Below are 25,757 nucleotides of genomic sequence, written 5' to 3'. Positions count from 1 at the left end.
CGGGAATTTAACGTTTTTCTAAAAGAACAACATTTTCTACATGAAATGTTTGTGGAAACATATCTACTGGCTGTAGTTTGGTAACTTTATACATTTCATCTAATATTTCTAAATCTCTAGCCTGGGTTGCGCTATTGCAACTTACATAAACTATTTTATCTGGAGCAATATTGATAATTTGATTAACAACATCTTTATGCATCCCATCACGTGGCGGATCTGTAATAATCACATCTGGTTTACCATGGGTAGCAATAAAACTTTCGTTGAAAACATTTTTCATGTCCCCAACAAAAAACGAAACATTATCAATTTTATTTAATTCTGCATTTTCTTTAGCTGCAAGAATAGCATCTGGCACAGCTTCAACACCAACAACTTTTTTTGCTTTTTTAGCAACAAATTGTGCAATAGTTCCGGTTCCCGTATATAAATCGTACACTAATTCATTTCCTGTTAAACCAGCAAAGTCGCGTGTTATTTTATATAATTCGTATGCTTGAGCAGAGTTTGTTTGATAGAAAGATTTGGCATTGATTTTAAATTTCAAGCCTTCCATTTCTTCAAAAATATGATCTTCTCCTTTATAGCAAATTACTTCTTGATCGTAAATGGTATCGTTTGCTTTTTCGTTGATGATATATTGTAATGAAGATATTTGATGAAATTCTTCCGAAAGGAAATTTAATAATAACTCACGTTTTTCTTTATCATCTTTAAAAAACTGAACCACAACCATAATATCTCCAGTAGAAGAAGTTCTAATCATTAAGGTACGCAGTAAGCCGGTTTGGTTTCTTGTATTAAAGAATTCCATATCATTATCTAGAGCAAACTTTTTTACCGCATTTCGAATTGCGTTTGAAGGATCTGCTTGTAAATGGCATTTTTTAATGTCAAGGATTTTATCCCACATTCCTGGAATATGAAATCCTAGCGCATTTCTGTCTCCTAAATCTTTGTCAGATTGTACTTCTTCTATAGTTAACCAACGAGAATCACTAAAAGAGAATTCCATTTTGTTTCTGTAGAAATACTGTTCTGCAGAACCTAAAATAGGAGTAACCTCAGGTAATTCTATATGACCAATTCTAGTTAGGTTGTTAAGCACTTCTTTTTGTTTATAAAACAATTGATGCTCGTAGGCCATATCTTGCCACTTACAACCACCGCAAGTACCAAAATGCTCGCAGGCAGGTACTGTACGTTTATCAGATAGTTTATGAAAAACCGTAGCCTTACCCTCGTAGTAGGCTTTACGCTTTTTAAATGTTTGTACATCTACTACATCACCAGGAACAGCATTTGGTAAGAAAATTACTTTTCCGTCTGGTGCTTTAGCTACCGTTTTACCTTTGGCAGCTGCATCTATAACTTCCACATTAGTGAAAACTTGTTTTTTGTTTCTTCTTGACATACTGCAAAAGTAAGCAAAGGATTTACGATTTACGAATATTGATTTGTGATTTTTTCAAACTAAATTGAAATAGAAATATTTTAAAAAGCAACTATTATTTAGTAATTTGCAAGCCTTTTAGGGATGATTTCTTTCCCACGCTGAGTTTTCGAATCGCAACTTCAATATAGCTTCGAAAAGATAAAGGTAGAAGAGGAATGGTTATTTTAACGCTCAAATTCTTGGGCATAAACATTAAAAATATATTATAAAATGGCTGTTTTAGACCAATTAACATCACAACAAGCAATAGATTTAGAAAATAAGTATGGAGCGCATAATTACCACCCACTTCCTGTAGTTTTAAGTAAAGGAGAAGGTGTGTATGTATGGGACGTTGAAGGAAAAAAATATTACGATTTCCTTTCTGCATATTCAGCAGTAAACCAAGGTCACTGTCACCCAAAAATTGTAGATGCCATGGTAAGCCAGGCAAAAACATTAACTCTTACTTCTAGAGCTTTTTATAACGATATGCTTGGGAAATATGAAAAGTTTGCTTGCGAATTTTTCGGATTTGATAAGTTATTACCAATGAATACAGGAGCTGAAGCTGTTGAAACGGCTTTAAAAATCTGTAGAAAATGGGCTTATGAAGTTAAAGGAATTGATGAAAATGAAGCAGAAATAGTTGTTTGTGAAAATAACTTCCACGGAAGAACTACAACTATCATCTCTTTTTCTAACGATCCTGTTGCAAGAAAAAACTTTGGACCTTATACAAAAGGATTCATTAAGATAGAATATGATAATTTAGAAGCATTAGAAGCAGAATTAAAAAGCAATCCGAATATTGCAGGATTCTTAGCAGAGCCTATCCAAGGAGAGGCCGGAGTTTATGTGCCGAGTGAAGGTTACTTAACTAAAGCAAAAGCTTTATGTGAAAAATACAATGTGTTATTTATTGCAGATGAAGTACAAACTGGTATTGCAAGAACCGGTCAATTATTAGCTGTAGATCATGAAAATGTAAAACCAGATTTATTAATTCTTGGTAAAGCATTAAGTGGTGGAGCATATCCTGTTTCTGCAGTTTTAGCTAATGATGATATCATGAAGGTTATTACTCCAGGTAATCACGGATCTACTTTTGGTGGTAACCCAATAGCAGCAGCAGTTGCAATTGCAGCTTTAGAAGTTGTTAGAGATGAAAAACTAGCAGAAAATGCAGAAAAATTAGGAAAGCTTTTTAGAGGCGAATTAAATAAATATATTGAAACTAGTGATTTAGTTTCTCTAGTTAGAGGTAAAGGTTTATTAAATGCTATTGTAATTAACGATGACGAAGAAAGTGAAACAGCTTGGAATATCTGTTTAGCTTTACGTGACAACGGATTATTAGCGAAGCCTACGCACGGAAATATTATTCGTTTTGCACCACCTTTAGTAATGACTGAAGAGCAATTATTAGATTGTGTTTCTATTATTGTTAAAACACTAAAGCAATTTGAAGCATAGTTTACTATCGTAAAACTTTAAATTGAAACATAAAAAAAGCGGCTGTCACTTATAGAGTGCAGTCGCTTTTTTACTTTGAAACTATTTCTATTTATTTTGTTGTAATTCCTCTAGTTTTTGCTGCATAAGTTCTGGGTCTTGTAAAGCATCCCATCCTATCATGTTCATAACCATGATCATTCCTACGATTGTTGCTACAGATAAAATAATACCAATAAAAGCCATTATTTTTCCTGCTTGTACATTTCCATAGCCAGAATATAAATCAGGTTCCGCTTGGTATAGTTTTGCAGATTTACTTGCTAAAACTATGGCTATAATTCCTAAAATTAAACCTATAAAACCGTAACACCAGCAGGTTACGATAGATAATATTCCGAATACTAGAATAAGTGTAGAATTAGGTAAGTTTTGTTTTTCCATTGATAATTGTTTTTAGTTAGTAGTTTTAAATGAATTTGTTAATATAGTTAAATGTAATAATAAAGAGATTAAGAAAAAAGAAGGCTAAAAGTACTTTGTGTCCGTTTTTAAACTTGTATTTAATATGCAATACAAGAATTATAAGCATGATGATTATTGTAAATATAGCAGGGTACATATTGTATGCTCCGTTAACATCTCCTTGAATAAGTAAAGACACAGAACGCTGCATGCCACAGCCCGGACAGTCTATTCCGAATATCTTTTTGTTTAAACAAGGAAGCATATAAGCTTCAAATGAAGACATATTTTTCTTTTTTATTGAAAAACAAATGTATAAAAAGCCAAAGCAATTTCATTAGCTTTTAAATTTTATAAAACTATTTTTTCTACGAAATAATTATTTTTTTGTTTTTATTGACTAATTTCGAAAGCTATAAAAATAGAACGACAATTAAATGGTTTTCAATAAATACATAAACTTCCTTTTAATAATTATTGGCTCAGTTATCGCTATTTATGCGCAAGCAGAGGAGGAGCAAAACACCATAATATTGGTTGTAGGAATTGTGATTTTAATGTTTGGATTGTTTCGAATTTCTAGCACTATTCCTAGTAAAAAAGAAAAAGAAGATCATGATACATTTTAAGATAGGAGATAAGGTTCAGGTTTTAGATGAAGATTTTTCTGGTAAAATCACAGCTATTTCAGGAGATAATATAACTATTAAAACCGAAGACGGTTTTGATTTAGATTTTCATAAAAAGGAACTCATACTTATAGGTGATGCTTCCGATTTAGATAGGAATGTTTTTCAAGATGCTTCTGTGCGATCTATTATTTCAGAAAAGGAAGCAAAATCCAGACATGCTCTAGCCGCTGCTAATAAAAGAAAAGCTAAAGAGCGTTATGAACCTACCATGGAAATCGATTTGCATATTCATCAACTTACAGATTCTTATAAGGGAATGAGTAGTCACGACATGCTTACCTTACAGTTAGATACAGCTAGAAGACAACTTGAATTTGCTATTAAAAAGCGTATTCAGAAAGTTGTTTTTATTCACGGTGTAGGTGAAGGTGTTTTAAAACTAGAATTAGAATACCTATTTGGAAGGTATCCAGTGAAGTTTTACGCAGCCAATTATCAAAAATATGGTTTAGGAGCTACAGAAGTTTATATCTATCAAAACGTAAAATCCTAAGGAAAAGGAATTTCTTCCACTCTTGTTTTATTTAGGCTAGCATCTTCTAAAGTCCCAAAATCTAAATAATCATAAGTTATTGTTGATAGTGTTAAGCTAAATAACTCTAATGTTACTTTGAAAAACTGCTTAATAGTATGATCTCTGTAAGCTGTAGCAGGAACCGTTGTATTTACCAAAGGATTTAAATAATCTGGAATTGCCGGATTAGTAAAATCGTTTGAAGGATCTTGGTCTTGCGAAGCATTTTCTTCATTTATTGTTAAAACGCCATCTCCATCATCATCATTATCTAAATAATTAGGAATTCCGTCACCATCGGTATCTAATGGATTTGTAAACGGGTTGTCATCACCATCTAAATTTTCGGTGTCTAATTCTAATCTTGTAAGCACGTTATCGCCATCATCATCTTCATCTAAATAGTTTGGTATTCCGTCTCCATCTGTATCATCATCTGTAAGATCACCGTTGCCATTTATATCTTCTAATTCTGCAGGTATACCATCGTTATCATCTTCTAATAAAAAGATATTCACTTTCGCTGTACCGCTAGTACTTTCGTCATCATTAGTAATAATAATATCGGAAGAAGGCACATCGTTACAAAAGAAGTTAGTTGGTGTTGTATTGTATCTTCTGTAGTTAAATTGGTTTGTGGTTCCGTTGATAGTGAAAGTTTCTTCGGTAGTAACTAAGTTTCCATTCGCATCTAATGCTAATAAATCTTCTAAAGTTAAAGAGGAAGAAGTAATTTTTAATGAAAGAGATTCTGCTGGGCTTTCTTTTGTTTTATAAAAAACTAGCTCACCACAAGCATTAAAAGTATCTCCAAAATCTAATTCTTCGGTAATAATATCTCCGTCATCACAAGATGAGAATAAAGAAACAGATAAAAATATATATAATAACCTTTTCATAAAATGCTAATTTTGAAACAAAAATAAGAGATTTAATAAACTTATAGCGAAGCTTCTTCTAAATAATTTTAAATACACTATTTTTGTGCTCCTAATACACCAAATTATATATGAAAACTGTTTATTTTGATAGTGCTGCAACCACGCAAGTACGAGACGAAGTAATTAAAGATATGCAAAAAGTTCTTGCAGAAAATTACGGAAACCCATCATCTACACACGCTTTTGGACGAGCGTCTAAAACTATAATCGAGACTGCAAGAAAAAATATAGCTAAAGTATTACACGCGCAACCACAAGAAATTATTTTTACTTCTGGAGGAACAGAGGCAGATAATATGATTTTACGTTGTGCTGTTAGAGATGGAAACGTATCGACGATTATTACTTCACCTATAGAGCATCACGCTGTTTTACATACGGTAGAAGAATTAAGAAACGAATATAATATTGTTGTTGAATATGTAAAGCTTAAAGATTGCGGAACTCCAGATTATGAAGATTTAGAGCGTTTGCTTAAAGCTAACGACGAGCGTAAACTAGTAAGTTTAATGCACGTTAATAATGAAATAGGGAATATTTTAGATGTTCAAAAAGTAGCCGATTTATGTCAGGCAAACAATGCGCTTTTCCATAGTGATACGGTACAATCTATTGGGCATTTTTCTTGGAATGTAGAAGAAACTCCAATAGATTTTATGACTGCTGCAGCTCATAAATTCCACGGACCAAAAGGAGTTGGTTTTGCATATATTCGTAAAAACAGCAACTTTAAGCCACTTATTTTTGGAGGTTCTCAAGAACGTGGTTATAGAGCAGGAACAGAGCCTGTGCATAATATAAAAGGGTTGGAAACAGCTTTTATGATGGCTTATAATAATCTTGAAGAAGAACGTGCTTATGTGCAAGGATTAAAAGATTATTTTAAAGCAACTTTAAAGGAAGCTATTCCTGAAGTAAAATACAACGGTAACTGCGAAGACACTACTATGAGTACATATACTTTATTAAATGTATGTTTACCAATGAGTGCTGAAAAAGCCTTAACGCTTCAATTTCAATTGGATTTAAAAGGAATTGCTTGTTCAAAAGGTTCTGCTTGTCAAAGTGGAAGCGGAAAAGGTTCACACGTTTTAGCACAGATTTTAAGCGATGAAGATTTACAAAAACCTTCTATTCGTTTTTCTTTCTCTAAATTTAATACCAAAGAAGAGATTGACTATGTTATAGATGTTTTAAAGGAGTTTGTATAATTGACACTCTTACATAATAACAAAAAAACTCCTCTTATTTAAGAGGAGTTTTTTATTCTGAAGTTTCTAATGTATTATAAAGTATAGCTTACAGATACACTAATATTTCTTCCAATATCATAAATACCATCAGATTTTAGTCTTGATAAATGATTTATATACTTCTTGTTGGTTAGGTTGTTTCCAGTAACCTGAAGGTGTAAAGAATTCTTAAATAGTTTTAACTCTCCACCAAATCCTGCACTCAGTAGGTTGTATCCAGAAGTGTTAGTTTCAAAATCACTTATATTATTTTGTTTTAAAGTAGTGTTTAAACTTACAAAAGCAAATCCTTTTTTTACCGATTCTAAATGAAACTCTGCTCGTAGTGTGTTTTTAAATTTGTTTGCTGGAATTAAAGGTAAAAACTCATTATTGCTTCTATTTCCTGTAACCGTTTCAAAACTACTCTCAAAATGTAACCAATCTAAAGGATGTGGGTGAATATGTATACCAACTTCTCCACCATATAAAGTTGCATCCTCTTGAAGATATAAATAAACAGGATTATCGTTTATTATTTCACCATTAGGAGAAAGATAGATATAATCATTAATTACATTATAAAAACCATTAGCAAAAATTTCTAAATGATCTGTTTTATATTCTATAGCTAAGTCTGTTTGGAAATTTTGTTCGTTTAGAAGGTTTTCATTTCCAATTTCAAAACGGTTGGTTCCTTCATGAGAACCATAGGAAGTTAGCTCAGCAAGGTTAGGAGCTCTAAATCCGGTTGCTAAATTTAGTCTAGCGACTAGATTATTAGCAAGATTAGTTTTTATACCTAATGCCCCATTAAAACTAGTAAAATCTTTTTCTAAACCTCCAACAACCTTTAAGCTGCGTGTGTCAAATCTAGCACCAAGTTGAATATCCGCTTTTTCAAAATGAATATGCGATGTTGCTAAAACACCAAAATCATTTGTAGTAGCATTCGGGATTAATTGTTCTTCACCATAATTAGAATTTACCTGATGCATTCCTTGAACACCTACGATAGTTTCAAATTTGCCAAGAACAGGCAAGTGGTATTTTATATCGTAATTAAAAGTTTTAAGCTTCATTTGTAATGCAGGATCTAAAACTTCCTCTTCCTCATGCGCTTCTTCTTCATGATGCTCCCCATGGTGGTGATGGTGCTCTTCAAATTCTTTTCTATCATTATAGGTAAAACCTAAATCCACATCTAAGCTAGAATCTTCAAAATAAAATTTAGATTTAGAACTGAAAATATGATTATGAATGCTTTGATATGGAAGTAAAGGAGACTTATTTAAATTCTGAACACCAATTTCTTCAGGAATTCCTAATTTTGAAGCATTAAGGTTATATCGTAATTCGGTTTTGAATTGTAAAGATTGATATCCTAGTGCTGCTTTTAAATCTTTTTCATTAAAACGAGTGTTTGTAACTCTGTAACTATCGGTATTATAGTCTGCGTGTTCTGCAAAGCTACCTCTAATTAAGAACTTAAATTGTTCACCAGAGGTTTTGTATCCTACATTGGTGCTTAGACCTTCGGTATTTGAGAAATACTGTAGATTTACATTGGTTTCGTTTTCATTTTCTAGTGCAAATCGCTCTGGATTAATGTATAAAACCCCTCCAAGTGCGTCGCTACCATAAAGTAAAGAGGCAGGACCTTTTATAACTTCTACACTTTCAATTCCAGCGTCGTTAATTCCTAGTCCGTGTTCATCGCCAAATTGTTGGTTTTCTAATCTAATTCCTTGTGTGTAAACTAATACACGATTGGAACTTAGTCCGCGAATTACTGGTTTAGAAATGCTTATTCCTGTTGAAACACCTGCAACACCTGGTATATTAGTGATTCCTTCTGCTAGATTGATTGCTCCTTTTGCTTTTAAGTCTGAAATTTTTCGTTGCTCTACTTTCATTACGTTTTCACTTTGTAATTTGTGAAAAGGGGTAGAGATAATAACTTCTTTCATTTCAATAAATGAAGGAATTAAAGCGATTTGTAAATTTTCTTTTAATGGGATATTTACGGTCTTTGAAAAAGTTTCAAAACCAATATAGGATATTAAAATCTTATAGTTTCCAGAAGGTAAATTCTTGATAATAAACTCTCCATCATCGTTGGTGGTGGTTCCTTTTTCTAATTGAGGTATAAAGATGTTTGCATATGCTATGCTTTCGTTTGTTTGGCTATCAAATACCACGCCTTCGATATTATTTTGTGCAGTAAGGTTTGTTGCTAGAAATAGCAACAATACGTTTATGAATTGTTTCATTTTTAATTAGTTTAATGTGAATTTTTGCTGAAATATTTTCTGCTTAGGTTTCTAAGTATTAAACTAATCGTGGAGGACCACGCAACGCAAATGGTAGGCGTTGAAAATCGGAAATGAATTGATATTGTGAAGTATAAACTTTATGATTGTTTTCAATAGAAACTAAATCATAAGCTATTGTATTGATAGTAAAAGGATTGTTTATTTTAAATTTATAAAATTCACAATCTATATCTAAGCTATGTAAATGTGTTTGCTCTAGATTATCTACACAGAAATCGTGTTGGTGATTTTCGAAAACATGACCAAACTTTACTAGGCTAGGAGTAAGGATGGTTATTACGAGAATTACCGTTAATACTTTAAAAATAATATGTGATTTTTCTAGATTCATTCTTTTAAAAACCTACCTAGACCTATTCTAGTAAGCATTTTTTTCTCAAAGTTCCAGAAAAAGTTGAATTGCCCAAAAAGCCATCCGAAGAAAATCAATAAGAATTGGTACATAACAAATAGCATAACGATTCTAATCACCCAATATAATATAGTGTTTAGGGTTTCGGGAGTTATATCTAAAAAAGCCAAAATTGGTTTCCCAATAAAAGAAGCTGTAGAACCTGTAACTGCAAAAACAAACAAGATTATAATTACTTGCTTATTTGAATCAATTCCCCAACGTTTTTTTAACTTTTCCATGTTTTATATTTCTCTGCAAAAATACATAACACAGTTTAATTTTGAGGAATAAATCCGGATAATTGTTGTTTGTACTTTAATTGGAAGTAAATGAAATAGTTGTAGAGTTTATAGTTAACGTCATAACCATAATCTACATTCCGATTATAGTTGATTTGCATTTCATATAAGTTAGGATCGTATTTATTAGGATTTAAAACACGTGCATTCCATTCGTTAACATAAAGTACGTTTTTGCTTTCTAAATAATGTTGAGAATAGAAGCCTTCTGGTTTTGCTTGTGAAGCAAGCCAATTACTAAAACCTGATTCTATTGTAATTACTTCGTACTCTAATTCTTCATTATTAATTTTAATGGTATCATTAACGGTAACAGGTTGCTTTTCTTCTGTAACAGATTTGTTTTTTGTTGTATTACAAGCAGCAAGAGCGCAAAAAATTAATATGTAATAAAAAATAGATTTCATATCCTAAAATACAAAAAATGCCAAACATTTGTTTGGCATTTCTGTTAAAATATAAAGAGGGAGATTATTTTCCTCCAAAAAGATTTCCTAGCATTCCGCCAATTCCTCCTTTTTTATCTGCTTTACCAAGAACCATTCCAGCAACATCGTCAATAATACTACCATCACCGTCTGCATCTAATATTTTCTCTAGGAAACTTTGTTCTTCTTTTGCGTTGCTACCACCTAATAAACCACCTAGTAGTCCGCTTAAATCAGCACCGCTACTTACGTTATTTTGTTTCGCTTGTTTTCCTACAACACCCATTAAAATAGGAGCAGCAACTTTTAGTATATTAGCAACAGAATCTGCATCTAGTCCTGATTTTTGACCAATGATTTTTTCTACTCCTTGTTTTTTGCTTCCTAGTACATGATTTAAGATTTTATCACCATCATTTACGACTTCTTCATTAACACCACCACTAAATAATCCGCCAAGATTATCTAAAATACTTCCGTCATGTTTATTGCTAAGTGCTCCCATTAATCCTTCGGCTCCTTGAGGAGATGCAGCATTACGTTCCATAGCTTTCATTAAAACAGGCAGAGCCATTGTTAATACGCTACTTGTTTTGTTTTGATCTGTTCCTGTAGATCCAGATACTCCACTAATAATAGTTTTTCCTAGATCACTGTTTAATAAGTCTAAAATTCCTGACATTTTTATTAAAAATTTAAATTAATACGAATCTTATTTAAAATAAGATTTAGTTCTAATTTACACAAAAAAAGCCTTAACGTATGAGTTAAGACTTTGAAACTTTAAAGTTTTAAAATTCTATCTATAAACGGTTAGTTTTTATCGGTAAAAAGTAAACTTTTTATTTGTTCTGCTAATTCAACACCAATTCTATTTTGAGCTTCTTGGGTAGCAGCTCCGATATGCGGAGTTAAAGAAACGCGTCCATTCATTAAAACTTGAATTGCAGGAGTAGGTTCGTTTTCAAAAGTGTCTAAACCAGCAAATGAAACTTTACCAGATTCTAGAGCGTCAACAAGGTGAACTTCGTTGATAACACCACCACGTGCTGCGTTTACGATACCAACACCGTCTTTCATTTTTTCAAATTGTTCTTTGCCTATGATATAATCCTTTTGAGCAGGAATATGTAATGAAATGAAATCTGATTGTTTGAAAACTTCGTCTATAGACTGTGTTGTAATTTTAAAACTCACAGATTGTCCATCGAAAAAGCTTACTTTGATTTCTGCATTTTCTATAAGTTTATCGCAAGCAACAACTTTCATTCCTACACCTAAAGCAATTTTAGCAACTTCTTGTCCAATACGTCCAAAACCAACAATACCTAGGGTTTTTCCTCGTAATTCCATTCCATTGGCGTAATTCTTTTTAAGTGCTTTAAAACGCGTGTCGCCATCTAAAGGCATGTTTCTGTTTGAATCATGTAAAAAACGAACTCCGCCAAAAAGGTGTGCAAATACAAGCTCTGCAACAGATTGTGATGAAGCTGCAGGCGTATTTATTACGTGAATATTTTTGCTCTTTGCGTACTCTACATCTATATTATCCATTCCAACACCACCACGACCAATAACTTTAAGGGTAGGGCAAGCATCAATTACTTCTTTGCGTACGGTTGTAGCGCTTCTTACTAATAAAACGTTTACGTTATTTTTATTAATGTAGTTGGCAAGTTGCTCTTGTGCTACTGTAGTAGTTAGTACTTGAAAACCTGCTTTTTCTAATGCTTGAATTCCGCTTTGAGAAATTCCATCATTTGCTAATACTATCATGAAAAGTAAATTTATTTTTTCCGCTAAAGCGAAAATTTTAATTAATTATAAATTTTAATTTTATGCTTTCAGTTCTAATTCACTCATAACTTCTACAAGTGCTTTTACGCTATCTAGAGGCATTGCGTTATACATAGATGCTCTGTAACCTCCAACGCTTCTATGACCACTTAAACCACTAATCCCTGCTTCTTTAAGCATGGTTTCAAAAGTTTCTTTTAAATCTTCATTAATCAAGTTAAATGTAGCATTCATATTTGAACGATCTTCTTTTGCAGCATATCCTTTAAATAAAGGGTTTAAGTCAATTTCAGAATACATTACACGAGCTTTCATTTCGTTAATTTCTTCAATTGCTTTAATTCCTCCAAGGTTTTTCAACCATTCTAAGTTTAGCATAGAAGTATATATTGAAAATACAGGTGGCGTATTAAACATACTGCTTTTGCTAATATGTACTTTATAATCCATCATAGAAGGGATCTTACGAGAAACTTTCCCTAGAACATCTTCTTTAACAACGACAAGTGTAGTTCCTGCTGGACCAATATTTTTTTGAGCTCCGGCGTAAATTATGTCGAATTGCGTGAAATCTAGTTGTCTAGAGAATATATCGCTACTCATGTCGCAAGCAACAGGAATAGGAGACTTAGGAAAAGATTTCATTTGTGTACCATAAATAGTGTTGTTTGAAGTACAGTGAAAATAATCATGGTCACTTGGTATTTCGAAACCTTTTGGTATATAATTATAACCTGCGTCTTTAGATGATGCAACTTCTAAAATGTCATCGTAAATTTTAGCTTCTTTAATAGCCTTGTCGCTCCAAGTACCTGTATTTAAGTAAGCTGCTCTTTTTTCTAAAAGGTTTAGTGCTACCATTAAAAACTGTGTGCTAGCTCCTCCTTGTAAAAATAAAGCTTTATAGCCTTTACCTTCAAGACCTAAAAGTTCTAGTGCTAAGTATCTTGCTTTTTCCATGATATCTACAAAAGATTTACTTCTGTGTGATATTTCTAATAAAGAAAGTCCTTCGTTATTATATTCTATTACAGCTTCAGAAGCTTTTTGAAATACCTCTTGTGGTAAAATACATGGTCCTGCGCTAAAATTATGTTTTTTCATCTAAAATTGTTTATTGTATTCTTTGTAGTTTGATGTGTTTTTCAAACAAACTTTTATATATGTATGAGATCCAATTCCTTGGAAATTTGTATTTAAATTTAGTTTACAAAGGTGGTTATTTTTAAAAGGAAATTCATGAATAAAATCATAAATTATCAACTAAATTTTTAACAAAAATTCAATGGTATCCACACCATCTGCATAATCATGAAGTTGCGGGTGTTGGGTTTTTCCGAAAGGAACTTCTTCTTTGCTAAATCCATCTGCAACAACACATTGAATGTTTTCTGCGTTAGTGTCTATTAGTTTTTTTAGCTCATCTTGGTTCTCGTAATATTCGTAAAAAACAGTAGCAATAGGAGAGGAGAAACTAGTATCTTCTTTAATCATTAAAAAACCATTTTCTAACATGTCAAACTCACTCATTAAATAAACTGCTTTATTGTAGTCGTAATTGTTAGCGTATTTGTTTTCGTTTATAATTGGGTTCCAATGATACATTGCTTTAAAAAAGGCTTCAAAATTATATTCTTTAGGAACATACAGTTTAGAAACATTTCTGCATCCTAAGCCATAGTATCTAAAAATATCTTCAGATAAAGCTTTAAGTTGTTCTTCAGTTTCTTTTCCGGTAAGAATGGCAACAGAATTACGGTTTTTTCTAATTACCGAAGGTTTATTCTTAAAATAATATTCAAAATAACGAGCTGTATTGTCGCTACCAGTAGCAATCACGGCATCGAAATTTTCAAGTTTACCTTCTGTAAAGGTGATTTTTCCTTTAAATCCTGGTTCTACATGTTCTAAGTATTTAGCCAAAATAGGAAGTAAATGTTTGTCGTTACTAGATTGTTTTACTAAAACTTCATGCCCGGAAATTAATACAGAAAGAAAGTCGTGAAAACCTACCAAAGGTATATTTCCAGCCATAACAATAGCAACTTTTTGAGAGTTAACATTGTTAAAGTTATACTTTAATAACCACTCCGTAAGATTTTTGTTTTCTAGGGATTTAGACCAGTTCTCTAAAGTGAATAAAATATTATTTTTGGTAAACCATCCATTGTGTTCTTGAGCAAGTTTTATTTGGCTATTAAAAACATCAAAAAACAAATCGTTGTGTTCTATATTGTCTTTTTTCTGAATACCTTCAGAAGTAAACTGACTAAGGAAATTTCCTAATTTTACAAATGCATTAATTCTTTGATCTAAATTCATCTTCTATTTGGTTATGAAAACTTTTGGCTTTATTTTTGCACAAAGTTAGAAAAATGAAATGAACCAAATTTTTTTAAGCAAAATTTTATTAAAAGCTTTTCAAAAAACACGAATGGTTTCTTTAAAAGTTAAGTGATTTAGTCACCTTTCTAATTTTCAAAATATTCAAATAGAAATAAGCTATGGCAATTATAATAACAGACGAATGTATAAACTGTGGAGCTTGTGAGCCAGAATGTCCTAATACAGCAATTTATGAAGGTGCTGATGATTGGAGATATAAAGATGGAACAAGTTTAAGCGGAAAAATAGTTTTAAACAACGGAAAGGAAGTAGATGCAGAGGAAGCTCAGGAACCAATAAGTGATGAAATTTACTATATAGTTCCAGATAAATGTACAGAATGTGTTGGTTTTCACGAAGAACCTCAATGTGCAGCTGTATGTCCTGTAGACTGTTGTGTTCCTGATGATAATCATGTAGAGTCGGATGAAACATTACTGGCAAAACAAAAATTTATGCACCCGGAAGACTAGCCTCTGGTTATAAAAGTATATAAAATCCCAAGTTTTTACTTGGGATTTTTTTATGGGATGAAGTTAGTTGATTCTTATTGTTTACAAATAAAGCTGCTGTTTAAATAAAGAAAATAGTATAGTTAACAATTTCCGAAAAGCATATTCAAACTTTTCAAGGAATTAACTACATTTGCAGCTTGAAAAATAATTCAACTTATTAAAATAGATTCTTGCGAAAGCAGGAATTAAGTATAACTTAAAAAGCCCATTAGCTACCTTTTTTATAAAAAGGTTCGGGATTGAAATATGAAAGCAGGAATTGTAGGATTACCAAATGTTGGAAAATCAACATTATTTAATTGTTTATCTAATGCTAAAGCGCAAAGTGCAAACTTTCCGTTTTGTACCATAGAACCTAATATTGGAGTGGTAAACGTTCCAGACCCAAGGTTAGAAAAATTAGAAAGCTTAGTGAAACCAGAAAGAGTTTTACCTGCAACTGTAGAGATTGTAGATATCGCTGGATTAGTAAAAGGAGCAAGTAAAGGTGAAGGTTTAGGGAATCAATTCCTAGCAAATATTAGAGAAACAGATGCTATTTTACATGTTTTACGTTGTTTTGATAATGATAATATTGTGCATGTTGATGGAAATGTAAACCCTATTAGAGATAAGGAAACTATCGATATGGAGCTACAGTTAAAAGACTTAGAAACTGTAGACAAAAAGTTAGATAAAGTAAAAAGAGCTGCAAAAACAGGAAACAAAGAAGCACAGAAAGAAGAAGCTGTTTTACTAAAAATAAAACAAAACCTAGAAGCAGGAATTTCTGTTCGTGCCATCGAGTTTAGTGAAGAGGTTTATTTAGAATTTGTAAAGCCTAGTCAGTTAATTACAGATAAGCCGGTTATGTATGTTTGTAATGTGGATGAAGGTTCTGCAGTAAGCGGAAATGCTTATGTAGATCAGGTAAGAGAGGCTGTAAAAGACGAAAATGCTGAAGTTTTAGTGCTTGCAGTTGGTACTGAAGCAGATATCAATGAATTAGATGATTACGAAGAAAGACAAATGTTTCTTCAGGATATTGGTTTAGACGAGGCTGGATCTGCAAAACTAATTAGATCTGCTTATAAATTATTAAACCAACAAACATACTTTACTGCAGGAGTGAAAGAGGTGAGAGCTTGGACAATTAATGTAGGAGCAACTGGACCACAAGCAGCTGGAGTTATTCATACAGATTTTGAAAAAGGATTCATTAGAGCAGAAGTTATAGCTTATGAAGATTTTATTACTTATGGTAGTGAAGCTAAAGTGAAAGAAGCTGGTAAGATGCGTGTAGAAGGAAAGAACTACGTTGTTAAGGATGGCGATATTATGCATTTCTTATTCAACGTATAACATTTATGAAAATCTAGTTTTAGAAAATTAAAACAAACAAAAACCTTCTCTACACTTTAGAGAAGGTTTTTTTATATTATCTCATTATAGATCGCAATGAAATTAGCTGCAGATTTAAATAATCTAGAAATAAAAGAAGTAAAACTAACCAAAAGTAATTGTTGTGCGTAACAACTAATTTTTTATTGTTAATTACTTTGCTAGTTGTGTTTTATTTTTTGCAGTTATGTCTTATATTAGCGTCTTATCACAACCTCTATTTATTTTATGTCTCAAGAAACCAAATATACCGAAGATAATATACGCTCATTAGACTGGAAAGAACATATCCGTATGCGACCAGGAATGTATATTGGTAAACTTGGTGATGGATCTTCACCAGATGATGGAATATACATTCTTCTAAAGGAAGTCTTAGACAACTCTATCGATGAGTATGTGATGGGAGCGGGTAAAACCATTGAAATCTCTACTCACGGAAATAAAGTGATTGTACGCGATTACGGTCGTGGTATTCCTTTAGGAAAAGTCGTAGATGTAGTTTCTAAAATGAATACCGGAGGTAAGTACGACTCTAAAGCCTTCAAAAAATCTGTAGGTTTAAATGGGGTTGGTACAAAAGCAGTAAACGCTTTGTCTTCTTACTTTAGAGTAGAATCTACAAGAGATAGTAAAAGCGCTTCCGCGGAATTTGAGCAAGGAAACTTAATAAATCAAGAACTTTTAGAAGATACTTCAAGACGAAAAGGAACAAAAGTTTCTTTCGTACCAGACGAAGGAATCTTCAAAAATTATAAGTATCGTAGCGAGTATGTAGAAAAGATGCTTAAAAACTATGTGTACCTAAATCCAGGGTTAACAATAGTTTATAACGGAGAAAAATTCTACAGTGAAAACGGGTTAAAGGATTTACTGGCGGAAAATATCAACGAGTCTGATATGGCTTACCCGATAATTCATTTGCGAGGAGACGATATTGAAGTTGCGTTAACACATAGTAAAACACAGTATAGTGAAGAATATCATTCGTTTGTTAACGGACAAAACACCACTCAAGGAGGAACGCACCTAGCGGCTTTTAGAGAAGCATTAGTGAAAACCTTAAGAGAACATTTTGGAAAGAATTACGACGCTTCAGATATTAGAAAATCTGTAGTTTCAGCTATTGCTATTAAAGTAATGGAACCGGTTTTTGAGAGTCAGACAAAAACCAAATTAGGTTCAACAGATATGGGAGGTGATCTTCCAACGGTAAGAACCTATATTAACGATTTCCTAAAGACGCAGTTAGATAACTTCTTACATAAAAATACAGATGTAGCAGATAGTATTCAGCGTAAAATTCTTCAAGCAGAACGAGAACGTAAAGAATTGTCTGGAATTCGTAAGCTGGCAAAAGACAGAGCTAAGAAAGCGAGTTTACACAATAAAAAACTTCGTGACTGTCGAGTGCATTTTGGTGATATTAAAAATGAAAGAAACCTAGAAAGTACCCTGTTTATTACCGAGGGGGATTCGGCTTCTGGTAGTATTACAAAATCACGTGATGTAAATACACAAGCAGTATTTAGTTTAAAAGGAAAACCATTAAACTGTTATGGCTTATCCAAAAAAATCGTTTATGAAAACGAAGAATTTAACCTTCTGCAAGCAGCTTTAAATATAGAAGAATCAATAGAAGATTTGCGTTATAATAATATTGTTATTGCTACCGATGCCGATGTAGATGGTATGCATATTCGATTATTATTAATAACCTTCTTCTTGCAGTTTTTTCCTGAAATTATAAAAGAAGGGCATTTGTATATTTTACAAACCCCACTATTTAGAGTTCGAAATAAAAAGGAAACTATTTACTGTTATTCGGAAGAAGAAAGAAAAGCAGCTATAGAAAAATTAAAACCTAAACCTGAAATTACTCGATTTAAAGGACTTGGTGAGATTTCTCCAGACGAATTTGTGCATTTTATTGGTCAAGATATTCGTTTAGACCCTGTAATGCTTGATAAAGACATGTCTATTGAAGAATTGTTAAGTTTCTATATGGGTAAAAATACACCAACAAGACAAGAGTTTATTATAGATAACCTTAAAGTTGAATTAGATATTATAGAATAGGATATTATATAAAGAAGAATCCAATATAGGTTCTGTTTCCATAAATATGTATAGGTATAAAGTAGATTTAGAGAAGCTTAGAATTACTTTTGAAATTTGAATAATTCCAATGATAAGGATGAATATATAGAGATTTGCATTGATACTTAGTGTGATGAGTACTTAAGTTTATCAGAAGCAATTGAAATGCAAGAAGCAAACTAGAGATCTAGGCTAGTTTTTTATAAATAAATTATAAAATGAGAACCAATAATAACAACGTAAAAAATTTAATCATTTCGGTTTATTTTGTACTTGCGCTTTTGGCAATTGTTGCTGCTATTATGTTTAGGATGTTTAGTGGTATAAGCGATGATCCTGTGGTGGTTTTCTTGGTTATATCCTTGTGTTTCGGAGCTGTGTTTTTTATAGTTCACGCCATTGCTAAATATTTCGAATATGATAGTGATGGTATGAAGGTAGTAGTTACCAATAAGGGATTATTACTGTCAGATAGATTTAATTATAGAGAGCACACAGTTGAGTTTCATAAAAAAGATTTATCCGGATTTAAACTTCATAATTATGGAGTTTATACTACATTAGTATTGCTTATTAAAGACAAACGTGGAAACACAAATAAAGAACGATTTAATGTCACTTTAGTTTCTCGAAAAAAGCGAAAATACATTAGACAGTCTTTAAGTAAAATGATTAAACAAAATAGATAAAACAGCTAGTTCATGATAGAAGAAAATGACGATTTGACAAATGAGCAAAATGAAAAGATAGAACCACAAGAAACCATTACCAGGGTTACTGGAATGTATAAAGAGTGGTTTCTAGATTACGCCTCTTATGTGATTTTAGAACGTGCTGTACCTGCAATTGAAGATGGTTTTAAACCAGTGCAACGTAGGATTATGCACTCTATGAAAGACCTTGATGATGGACGTTACAACAAAGTAGCAAATATTGTTGGGCACACCATGCAGTATCACCCACATGGAGATGCAAGTATTGCAGATGCTATGGTGCAGATTGGTCAGAAAGATTTACTTATAGATACCCAGGGAAACTGGGGTAATATCTTAACAGGAGATAGTGCTGCAGCTTCACGTTATATTGAAGCTCGTATTTCTAAATTCGGATTAGATGTGGTGTTTAATCCTAAAATTACCGAATGGCAAGCTTCTTATGATGGAAGACGAAAAGAGCCGGTAAACCTTCCGGTAATGTTCCCGTTACTATTAGCACAAGGAGGTGAAGGTATTGCGGTAGGTTTGTCAACCAAAATTCTTCCTCACAATTTTATAGAGCTTATTGATGCTTCTATAAAACATTTACAAGGAAAGCGTTTCTCCTTATTGCCAGATTTTCCAACAGCAGGAATTGCAGATGTTACAGGATATAACGACGGATTGCGAGGAGGGAAGGTTCGTGTTCGTGCAAAAATTTCACAATACGATAAAAACACTCTTGTAATTACAGAAATTCCTTTTGGAACAAACACTTCCTCTTTAATCGATTCTATTCTTAAAGCGAATGATAAAGGGAAAATCAAGATCAAGAAAATTGAAGATAATACTGCAGCAAATGTAGAGATATTGGTGCATCTTCCTTCTGGAATTTCACCAGACAAAACAATCGATGCTTTATATGCGTTTACTAATTGCGAAACTTCTATTTCACCGCTAGGTTGTGTTATTGAAGACAATAAGCCGTTATTTATTGGTGTTACAGAAATGTTACGCCGAAGCACAGATAATACGGTAGACTTATTAAAGCAAGAATTAGAAATAAAACTTGGCGAATTCCAAGAACAATGGCATTTTGCTTCCTTAGAGCGAATTTTTATTGAAAACAGAATTTATCGTGATATTGAGGAAGAAGAAACTTGGGAAGGTGTAATTCAAGCAATTGATAAAGGATTACAGCCGCATATCAAGCATTTAAAACGAGCTATAACCGAAGAAGATATTACTCGTCTAACAGAAATTCGAATTAAACGTATTTCAAAATTCGATATAGATAAAGCACAGCAAAAAATTGATGCTCTTGAAGCGCAAATAGCAGAGGTAAAGCATCATCTTGCGCATATTATTGATTATGCAGTAGCTTATTTTACACGCTTGAAGAAAGAGTATGGAGAAGGAAGAGAGCGTAAAACAGAAATTAGAGTTTTTGACGATGTAGATGCAACCAAAGTAGTTATTCGTAACACAAAGCTATACGTAAATAGAGAGGAAGGCTTTATAGGAACTTCGCTTCGTAAGGATGAATATGTTTGCGATTGTAGTGATATAGATGATATAATCGTTTTTACCAAAACAGGTAAAATGATGGTTGTAAAAGTAGATGCCAAAATATTTATCGGAAAAGATATTATTCATGTTGCAGTCTTTAAAAAGAAAGACAAGCGAACTATTTATAATATGATTTATCGCGATGGAAAAGGCGGGCCTTCATACGTGAAACGTTTTGCTGTAACTAGTATGACACGTGATAAAGAGTACGATTTAACCAATGGAAATAGTAATTCTGTTGTTTGGTATTTTTCAGCAAATCCAAATGGCGAAGCGGAAATAGTTTCCATCTTATTACGTCAGGTAGGAAGTGTTAAAAAACTGAAGTGGGATTTAGATTTTTCTGAAATTTTAATCAAAGGAAGAAATTCTAAAGGAAACAGAGTTACCAAGCACCCAATAAAAAGAGTGGAGCTTAAAGAAAAAGGAGTTTCTACCCTAAAACCTCGTAAAATATGGTTTGACGATGCGGTGCAACGTTTGAATGTAGACGGAAGAGGGGAATTGATTGGTGAATTTAAAGGAGAAGATAGGTTACTAGTAATCAATCAATCTGGAATGGTGAAAACTATTTTACCAGAATTAACAACGCATTTTGATGATGATATGATCATTTTAGAAAAATGGATTCCTAACAAGCCTATATCAGCAATTTATTTTGATGGAGAAAAAGAGCGTTACTATGTAAAGCGCTTTTTGATTGAAACTGAAGGGAAAGAAGAAAGCTTCATTTCAGACCATCCTAAATCACAATTAGAAATTGTTTCTACAGATTGGATTCCAATGGTTGATGTAGAATTTAAAAAGGAGCGTGGTAAGGATAGAAAAGAAAATATGGAAGTAAACCTAGAAGAGTTTATTGCTATAAAAGGAATTACAGCTTTAGGTAATCAGTTAACAAAAGATAAAGTAAACCAGATAAGCCTACTAGACCCTTTGCCTTATGAAGCTCCAGAGGAAACTTCTGCAAACGAAATTGAAGTAGTAGATGAAGAGGATGTAAAGCCAGAGGAAAAGGCTGAAAATGAAGATAAAACAAAGGAAGCACCTAAATCTTCGTCTGATGATACCTCTAATTCACCTGATGATAAATATGAGAAAGGGGAAGACGGACAAATTACTTTGTTTTAGAAACATGGTAATTACATTTTAACGTAAATTCAAAATAAAAGGGTGTGTTGAAAAATACACCCTATTTTGTATTATATAAATTCTTAAAAGCAAAATACCGCTTACCATACTAATGATTTAGTGTTTTATAAGCCAATGGCTTAGGAAAGCAAATAGGAGCCGTAAATCGTTTTAAAACTGACGTTACCTCTTGTATGCAATACCTTTCTGTTTTATTTTTTCACCAACGTATGAATATTCAAAAGTATAAGTAGAATCCGTAGTGGTAAGTATTTTTAAATGCACATCCTTACGTTCTGCCATACTCTTCGGGTTGATGGTTTTAAAGATCATTTCGCAATCGTTAATCCAACGTACTTGTGCAGAATCTTTTTTACCGTTATATACTTCTACCTGTAAGTCATTGGTTCTAGTAAAATCAGAGGTGTAAACTACATCATCAATAGTAACTTCACTATAAAAGGAACCGGTCTTATAATCGGTACAATTTCTTTCTACTTGGTAACAGCTACTAAGGCTTAATAAGGCTAAAAGGAATAAAACTCTCATGTATTTAAATTTTATGCAAAATTAGGAATCTTTTCTGGTATAGCTATGCTTTTTCTAAAAAGTCATGAGAATTGTATATTCTAGAAATTTCTATTAGAATTTATGAATTTTCAAAATTTTGAAAACTACCATCTGAATAAAAAATAACAATCCTTTCAATTTTTTTTCCGTTCGAAGAATTTGAAATAGAAGTAGGGATTTCAATTTTTTCTTTATTAGTAGAAATTTCTTTTTTTTCTACTGAAACTGGTTTTTCTACTTTTTTGCTTTCCGACGGAAAACTTCCTTTTCCATTCATCAACCAATATAAATCTACCTCAGGAAATTGGGAGAGGACCTTCATTACAAAATCCAAACTAGGTTTATTTCTTCCAGAAAGTATATGTGAAATAGTGGAGCGTTGCACTCCTACTTTTTCAGAAAAAGAAGAGGCGCTTTCACCGTAGTATTCTATGATTTTTTGCAGTCTTTTTGCAAATGCTTCGTTGTTTATCATTGTAAACAATTAATAAGTTGAATTCATTGCTACAAATGTAAACAATAATAACTTAATATACACAAGTATGTATCAAATACATGTTTATGTGTTAATTAAAAGCTTTACATGAAGTAATTTAACTAACTGAAATACAACATATTAAGTTTTGTAAATCCCTGAATGTTAAAGTTTTGCGAGAGAAGCGTAGAATTCTCAATTATATTATTGTTTATTGTTTACTAATGTAATCGTCAATGATAAAACTTACTGTTTACAAATGTAAAAATTCAATTGTTTACCTTTGTAACCAACAACATTTAGAGATGCAAATAGAAACCTTAAAAACATTATTTAAAGAGCATAAAGAAGAGTCTCTTTTTAATAGATATATTACTCTAGAAAACATAGAGCCATTGTTAAATAATTTGGCGTTAAAGTGTCAGGTTTTGGAGATTGGGAAGTCGGTGCTACACAAAAATATTTATTCTATAAGCATCGGATCTGGAGAAAAAAAAGTGTTGATGTGGTCTCAGATGCATGGAAATGAAAGCACAACTACTAAGGCTGTTTTTGATTTATTAAACTTTTTAATAAGTGCTAATGACGAAGTACAAGCTATTTTAAAGACATGTACTATTCAGATTATACCGATTTTAAATCCAGATGGAGCCAAAGCATATACACGTTTAAATGCTAATGATGTAGATTTAAATAGAGATGCTCAAAATTTGACTCAGCCAGAAAGTGTGGTATTAAACGAGTGTTTTAAGCGTTTTAATCCAGATTTCTGTTATAATTTACATGGTCAGCGTACTATTTTTAGTGCAGGAAAAGCTAATAAATCAGCTACAGTTTCGTTTTTGGCACCTGCTCAGGATGCAAATGGCTCAATAACTCCTAATAGAAAGCGTGCGATGGAGCTTATTTCGGTAATGAATAACAATTTACAACAGCAAATTCCTGATCAGGTTGGGGTTTATGATGACTCCTTTAATATTAATTGTGTGGGAGATACTTTTCAGTCGCATAATGTACCAACAATGCTTTTTGAAGCAGGTCATTTTAAGGATGATTACGCGAGAGAAATTACAAGAGAGTATATCTTTCAGTCATTGCTTATTTCTTTAAAGTATATAGCGGAAAATGCTGTTTCAGGCGACTTGTACGCTTCTTATTTAGATATCCCGGAAAATCAAAAGCTTTTTTATGATATTATAATTAGAAAAGCTAGGGTAGAAGGGATTTCTTGGTTTGTGGATATAGCTATTCAGTATGAAGAGCGCTTAGTTTTGGATAAAATTGAATTTATTCCGAAAGTAGAAAAATTAACAGAAACCAATGCTTTTTATGCGCATAAAGAGATTAAAGCGAATGGAGCTTTTGTTTACACTGTTGAAAATGAAGCAGTTTTTGAAGGATATCAAAATGATGTAGTCATAATGAATGATGAAGAATTATCATTAAAATTAACAAAAGATTAATTTATTTTAAATTAAAATCTGTGAAAATGTTTTATTTTTGCATTTAATTTAATTAAATAATTATGGCTAAATTTAAGTTAGACGAAATAGATCACCAGATTCTTGACATGTTGATTGAGAACACAAGAGTTCCTTTTACAGATATTGCTAAAAAACTATTAATTTCTGCTGGAACAGTACATGTTAGAGTCAAAAAGATGGAAGATGCAGGTATTATAAAAGGATCTTCTATAACATTAGATTATAAAAAGTTAGGTTATTCGTTTATTGCTTATGTGGGCATATATTTACAAAATACTTCACAAACAAAATTTGTTTTAGAGCGTATAAATGAAATACCAAATGTTACTGTAGCGCATATTACTACAGGAAAATTCAATATTTTCTGTAAAATACGAGCTAAAAACACAGAACATGCTAAGGATGTTATTTTTCAGTTAGATGATATTGATGGTATTTATAGAACAGAAACAATGATTTCTTTAGAAGAAAGCATAAATGATAAAAAGCGTTTGATGCATTCTATATTTAATGAAATGTAATCATAACTTACATAAATAATTTGAGAAGCCCTTTTTAGAGGGCTTTTTTTGTACATTTATTGAAAATTTCGCTCAAAATGAAGGTGTCACAACTGCAAAAAGAAGAATATCATACATTTTATCAAACGTATATAGATAAGGCTGGAGATTTAGATTTACTTGAAGGTTTAGAGTTTGGATTTAAGGAAACTTTAGAACTTTTTGAATCTATACCGAATGAGGTTTATGATTACGCTTATGCTGAAGGTAAATGGACAATTAAAGAACTGCTTCAGCATATTATAGATACAGAAAGAGTGTTTGCTTATAGAGCCTTGTGTTTCGCGAGAAAAGAGAGAGCGGTATTACCGGGTTTTAATGAGGATGATTATGCCGATTGTAGTTTTGCGAATAGAAGGACCAAAGATGATTTGTTAGAAGAATATGTAAATGTTAGAAAATCTACAATAAGTTTATTTAGAAGTTTCAGTGATGATATGCTGTTTCAAAATGGCGTAGCAAGTGATGTAAATATCACAGTGAGAGCGATAGGGTTTATCCTTGTTGGGCATGAAAAACATCACTGTATGGTTGTTGCAGAAAGATATTTGTAGCTAATCTTCTTCATTAATTATAATATGACCATCGTTATTTAAAAGTACTTCATCTGCACTGTCAAAGTTTGTCATGGTATAATGTAGTTTGCTGCTAACTTTTACTAAGTAAGTAGTGTCTTCTGTTTTTACTTCAACAGCTTCAATAGTTTCATTTTTATGGTTATCAAAAACTATAATATCACTGTCCGAATAGCCATCTGGGAATTTTTCGGTTAATAACTCTAGAACCTCAGGAGTTAGTTTTTTGTAGTCAACAATTAGTTTTCGCATAGCCAAAGTGTTTAGGTGAAATAATAAGAATCTTAGGTTAGCGATTTAAAGTTACAATATTTTTAAATAAACTGT

At 32.2% G+C, this 25,757-nt stretch carries 27 protein-coding genes; 12 read left to right on the top strand and 15 right to left on the bottom strand.

Translation table 11 applies throughout. The features are described from left to right. Nucleotides 1-7 precede the first annotated feature (7 nt). The gene (gene rlmD / locus DU428_RS06650; RefSeq protein WP_113966095.1) at nt 8-1,417 is read right to left on the bottom strand and encodes a 23S rRNA (uracil(1939)-C(5))-methyltransferase RlmD; all 1,410 of its coding nucleotides are present in this window, start codon (nt 1,415-1,417) and stop codon (nt 8-10) included. A gap of 252 nt (nt 1,418-1,669) precedes the next feature. Between rlmD and rocD the strand changes: the two genes are divergently transcribed. Then, nucleotides 1,670-2,914, top strand: coding sequence for an ornithine--oxo-acid transaminase (rocD, locus tag DU428_RS06645; protein WP_113966096.1), 1,245 nt, complete (start codon nt 1,670-1,672; stop codon nt 2,912-2,914). An 87-nt stretch (nt 2,915-3,001) separates the two neighbouring features. Here the strand turns inward: rocD and DU428_RS06640 are convergent, their stop codons facing one another. Together DU428_RS06640 and DU428_RS06635 are read right to left on the bottom strand one after the other, a co-directional pair. Beyond that, complete coding sequence (locus DU428_RS06640) at nt 3,002-3,337, bottom strand: CCC motif membrane protein (protein WP_072349232.1); 336 nt, start codon at nt 3,335-3,337, stop codon at nt 3,002-3,004. Nucleotides 3,338-3,362: 25 nt separating this feature from the next. Continuing rightward, the gene (locus tag DU428_RS06635; protein ID WP_072349230.1) at nt 3,363-3,644 is read right to left on the bottom strand and encodes a DUF2752 domain-containing protein; all 282 of its coding nucleotides are present in this window, start codon (nt 3,642-3,644) and stop codon (nt 3,363-3,365) included. A gap of 151 nt (nt 3,645-3,795) precedes the next feature. Between DU428_RS06635 and DU428_RS06630 the strand changes: the two genes are divergently transcribed. Together DU428_RS06630 and DU428_RS06625 are read left to right on the top strand one after the other, a co-directional pair. Further along, a complete protein-coding gene (locus tag DU428_RS06630) occupies nt 3,796-3,987 on the top strand; it encodes a hypothetical protein (RefSeq protein WP_072349228.1) in 192 nt (63 codons plus the stop codon). Continuing rightward, nucleotides 3,974-4,543 (top strand): KOW domain-containing RNA-binding protein, encoded by a 570-nt coding sequence (locus DU428_RS06625; RefSeq protein ID WP_113966097.1) that lies wholly within the window; start codon nt 3,974-3,976, stop codon nt 4,541-4,543. The genes DU428_RS06630 and DU428_RS06625 overlap by 14 nt, the downstream gene beginning before the upstream one ends. Here DU428_RS06625 and DU428_RS06620 read toward each other — a convergent pair. Next, on the bottom strand, nt 4,540-5,463 hold the full coding sequence (locus DU428_RS06620; RefSeq protein ID WP_113966098.1) for a hypothetical protein: 924 nt from the start codon (nt 5,461-5,463) through the stop codon (nt 4,540-4,542). The genes DU428_RS06625 and DU428_RS06620 overlap by 4 nt on opposite strands. A 110-nt stretch (nt 5,464-5,573) precedes the next feature. Between DU428_RS06620 and DU428_RS06615 the strand changes: the two genes are divergently transcribed. Next, nucleotides 5,574-6,716: a cysteine desulfurase family protein gene (locus DU428_RS06615; protein ID WP_113966099.1), complete on the top strand. Its 1,143-nt coding sequence runs from the start codon at nt 5,574-5,576 to the stop codon at nt 6,714-6,716. A gap of 74 nt (nt 6,717-6,790) precedes the next feature. On the opposite strand, the gene DU428_RS06610 is transcribed toward DU428_RS06615, so the two are convergent. From DU428_RS06610 to DU428_RS06575, 8 genes are all read right to left on the bottom strand, one after another. Continuing rightward, on the bottom strand, nt 6,791-9,010 hold the full coding sequence (locus tag DU428_RS06610) for a TonB-dependent receptor (RefSeq protein ID WP_113966100.1): 2,220 nt from the start codon (nt 9,008-9,010) through the stop codon (nt 6,791-6,793). A gap of 58 nt (nt 9,011-9,068) precedes the next feature. Then, nucleotides 9,069-9,404: a hypothetical protein gene (locus tag DU428_RS06605; RefSeq protein WP_072349219.1), complete on the bottom strand. Its 336-nt coding sequence runs from the start codon at nt 9,402-9,404 to the stop codon at nt 9,069-9,071. Further along, on the bottom strand, nt 9,401-9,706 hold the full coding sequence (locus DU428_RS06600) for a DUF6787 family protein (protein WP_113966101.1): 306 nt from the start codon (nt 9,704-9,706) through the stop codon (nt 9,401-9,403). Before DU428_RS06600 ends, DU428_RS06605 begins: the two co-directional genes overlap by 4 nt. Nucleotides 9,707-9,741: 35 nt before the next feature. Further along, nucleotides 9,742-10,173, bottom strand: coding sequence for a DUF6146 family protein (locus DU428_RS06595; RefSeq protein WP_072349215.1), 432 nt, complete (start codon nt 10,171-10,173; stop codon nt 9,742-9,744). A gap of 64 nt (nt 10,174-10,237) precedes the next feature. Then, a complete protein-coding gene (locus tag DU428_RS06590) occupies nt 10,238-10,876 on the bottom strand; it encodes a DUF937 domain-containing protein (protein WP_113966102.1) in 639 nt (212 codons plus the stop codon). Between the two features lie 131 nt (nt 10,877-11,007). Then, the gene (locus DU428_RS06585; RefSeq protein WP_113966103.1) at nt 11,008-11,970 is read right to left on the bottom strand and encodes a D-2-hydroxyacid dehydrogenase; all 963 of its coding nucleotides are present in this window, start codon (nt 11,968-11,970) and stop codon (nt 11,008-11,010) included. A gap of 60 nt (nt 11,971-12,030) precedes the next feature. Beyond that, nucleotides 12,031-13,095 (bottom strand): 3-phosphoserine/phosphohydroxythreonine transaminase, encoded by a 1,065-nt coding sequence (gene serC, locus DU428_RS06580; RefSeq protein ID WP_113966104.1) that lies wholly within the window; start codon nt 13,093-13,095, stop codon nt 12,031-12,033. A gap of 159 nt (nt 13,096-13,254) precedes the next feature. Beyond that, a complete protein-coding gene (locus DU428_RS06575; RefSeq protein WP_113966105.1) occupies nt 13,255-14,313 on the bottom strand; it encodes an acyl-CoA reductase in 1,059 nt (352 codons plus the stop codon). Nucleotides 14,314-14,495: 182 nt separating this feature from the next. On the opposite strand from DU428_RS06575, the gene DU428_RS06570 reads away from it, so the two are divergent. The 5 genes from DU428_RS06570 (at nt 14,496) to DU428_RS06550 (ending at nt 21,766) form a co-directional block, all read left to right on the top strand. Beyond that, nucleotides 14,496-14,849 (top strand): 4Fe-4S dicluster domain-containing protein, encoded by a 354-nt coding sequence (locus DU428_RS06570; RefSeq protein ID WP_072349206.1) that lies wholly within the window; start codon nt 14,496-14,498, stop codon nt 14,847-14,849. Between the two features lie 288 nt (nt 14,850-15,137). Next, nucleotides 15,138-16,232, top strand: a complete 1,095-nt coding sequence (gene ychF, locus DU428_RS06565) for a redox-regulated ATPase YchF (RefSeq protein ID WP_113966106.1) — start codon at nt 15,138-15,140, stop codon at nt 16,230-16,232. 267 nt (nt 16,233-16,499) lie between these two features. Further along, entirely contained in the window at nt 16,500-18,350 is a 1,851-nt protein-coding gene (locus DU428_RS06560) for a DNA topoisomerase IV subunit B (RefSeq protein ID WP_113966107.1), read from the top strand. A 239-nt stretch (nt 18,351-18,589) separates the two neighbouring features. Then, the gene (locus tag DU428_RS06555; protein ID WP_113966108.1) at nt 18,590-19,060 is read left to right on the top strand and encodes a hypothetical protein; all 471 of its coding nucleotides are present in this window, start codon (nt 18,590-18,592) and stop codon (nt 19,058-19,060) included. Between the two features lie 12 nt (nt 19,061-19,072). Next, nucleotides 19,073-21,766, top strand: coding sequence for a DNA gyrase/topoisomerase IV subunit A (locus tag DU428_RS06550; RefSeq protein WP_113966109.1), 2,694 nt, complete (start codon nt 19,073-19,075; stop codon nt 21,764-21,766). 183 nt (nt 21,767-21,949) lie between these two features. Here the strand turns inward: DU428_RS06550 and DU428_RS06545 are convergent, their stop codons facing one another. Both DU428_RS06545 and DU428_RS06540 read right to left on the bottom strand, forming a co-directional pair. Next, nucleotides 21,950-22,315: a DNA topoisomerase IV gene (locus DU428_RS06545; protein WP_072349196.1), complete on the bottom strand. Its 366-nt coding sequence runs from the start codon at nt 22,313-22,315 to the stop codon at nt 21,950-21,952. Nucleotides 22,316-22,415: 100 nt separating this feature from the next. Continuing rightward, entirely contained in the window at nt 22,416-22,811 is a 396-nt protein-coding gene (locus tag DU428_RS06540; RefSeq protein ID WP_113966110.1) for a helix-turn-helix domain-containing protein, read from the bottom strand. 305 nt (nt 22,812-23,116) lie between these two features. Here DU428_RS06540 and DU428_RS06535 point away from each other — a divergent pair, with 305 nt between their 5' ends. From DU428_RS06535 to DU428_RS06525, 3 genes are all read left to right on the top strand, one after another. Next, the gene (locus DU428_RS06535) at nt 23,117-24,274 is read left to right on the top strand and encodes a M14 family zinc carboxypeptidase (protein WP_113966111.1); all 1,158 of its coding nucleotides are present in this window, start codon (nt 23,117-23,119) and stop codon (nt 24,272-24,274) included. A 62-nt stretch (nt 24,275-24,336) separates the two neighbouring features. Beyond that, the gene (locus DU428_RS06530; RefSeq protein ID WP_072349189.1) at nt 24,337-24,816 is read left to right on the top strand and encodes an Lrp/AsnC family transcriptional regulator; all 480 of its coding nucleotides are present in this window, start codon (nt 24,337-24,339) and stop codon (nt 24,814-24,816) included. A gap of 77 nt (nt 24,817-24,893) precedes the next feature. Continuing rightward, nucleotides 24,894-25,409, top strand: a complete 516-nt coding sequence (locus DU428_RS06525; protein WP_113966112.1) for a DinB family protein — start codon at nt 24,894-24,896, stop codon at nt 25,407-25,409. On the opposite strand, the gene DU428_RS06520 is transcribed toward DU428_RS06525, so the two are convergent. Continuing rightward, nucleotides 25,410-25,682, bottom strand: a complete 273-nt coding sequence (locus DU428_RS06520) for a hypothetical protein (RefSeq protein WP_072349185.1) — start codon at nt 25,680-25,682, stop codon at nt 25,410-25,412. Nucleotides 25,683-25,757: the final 75 nt, after the last annotated feature.

It is taken from the genome of Oceanihabitans sediminis, from assembly GCF_003337215.1.
GTDB lineage: Bacteria > Bacteroidota > Bacteroidia > Flavobacteriales > Flavobacteriaceae > Oceanihabitans > Oceanihabitans sediminis.
Note: the sequence above shows the minus strand (reverse complement) of the source record. Positions and strands in the feature narration are given on the sequence as shown.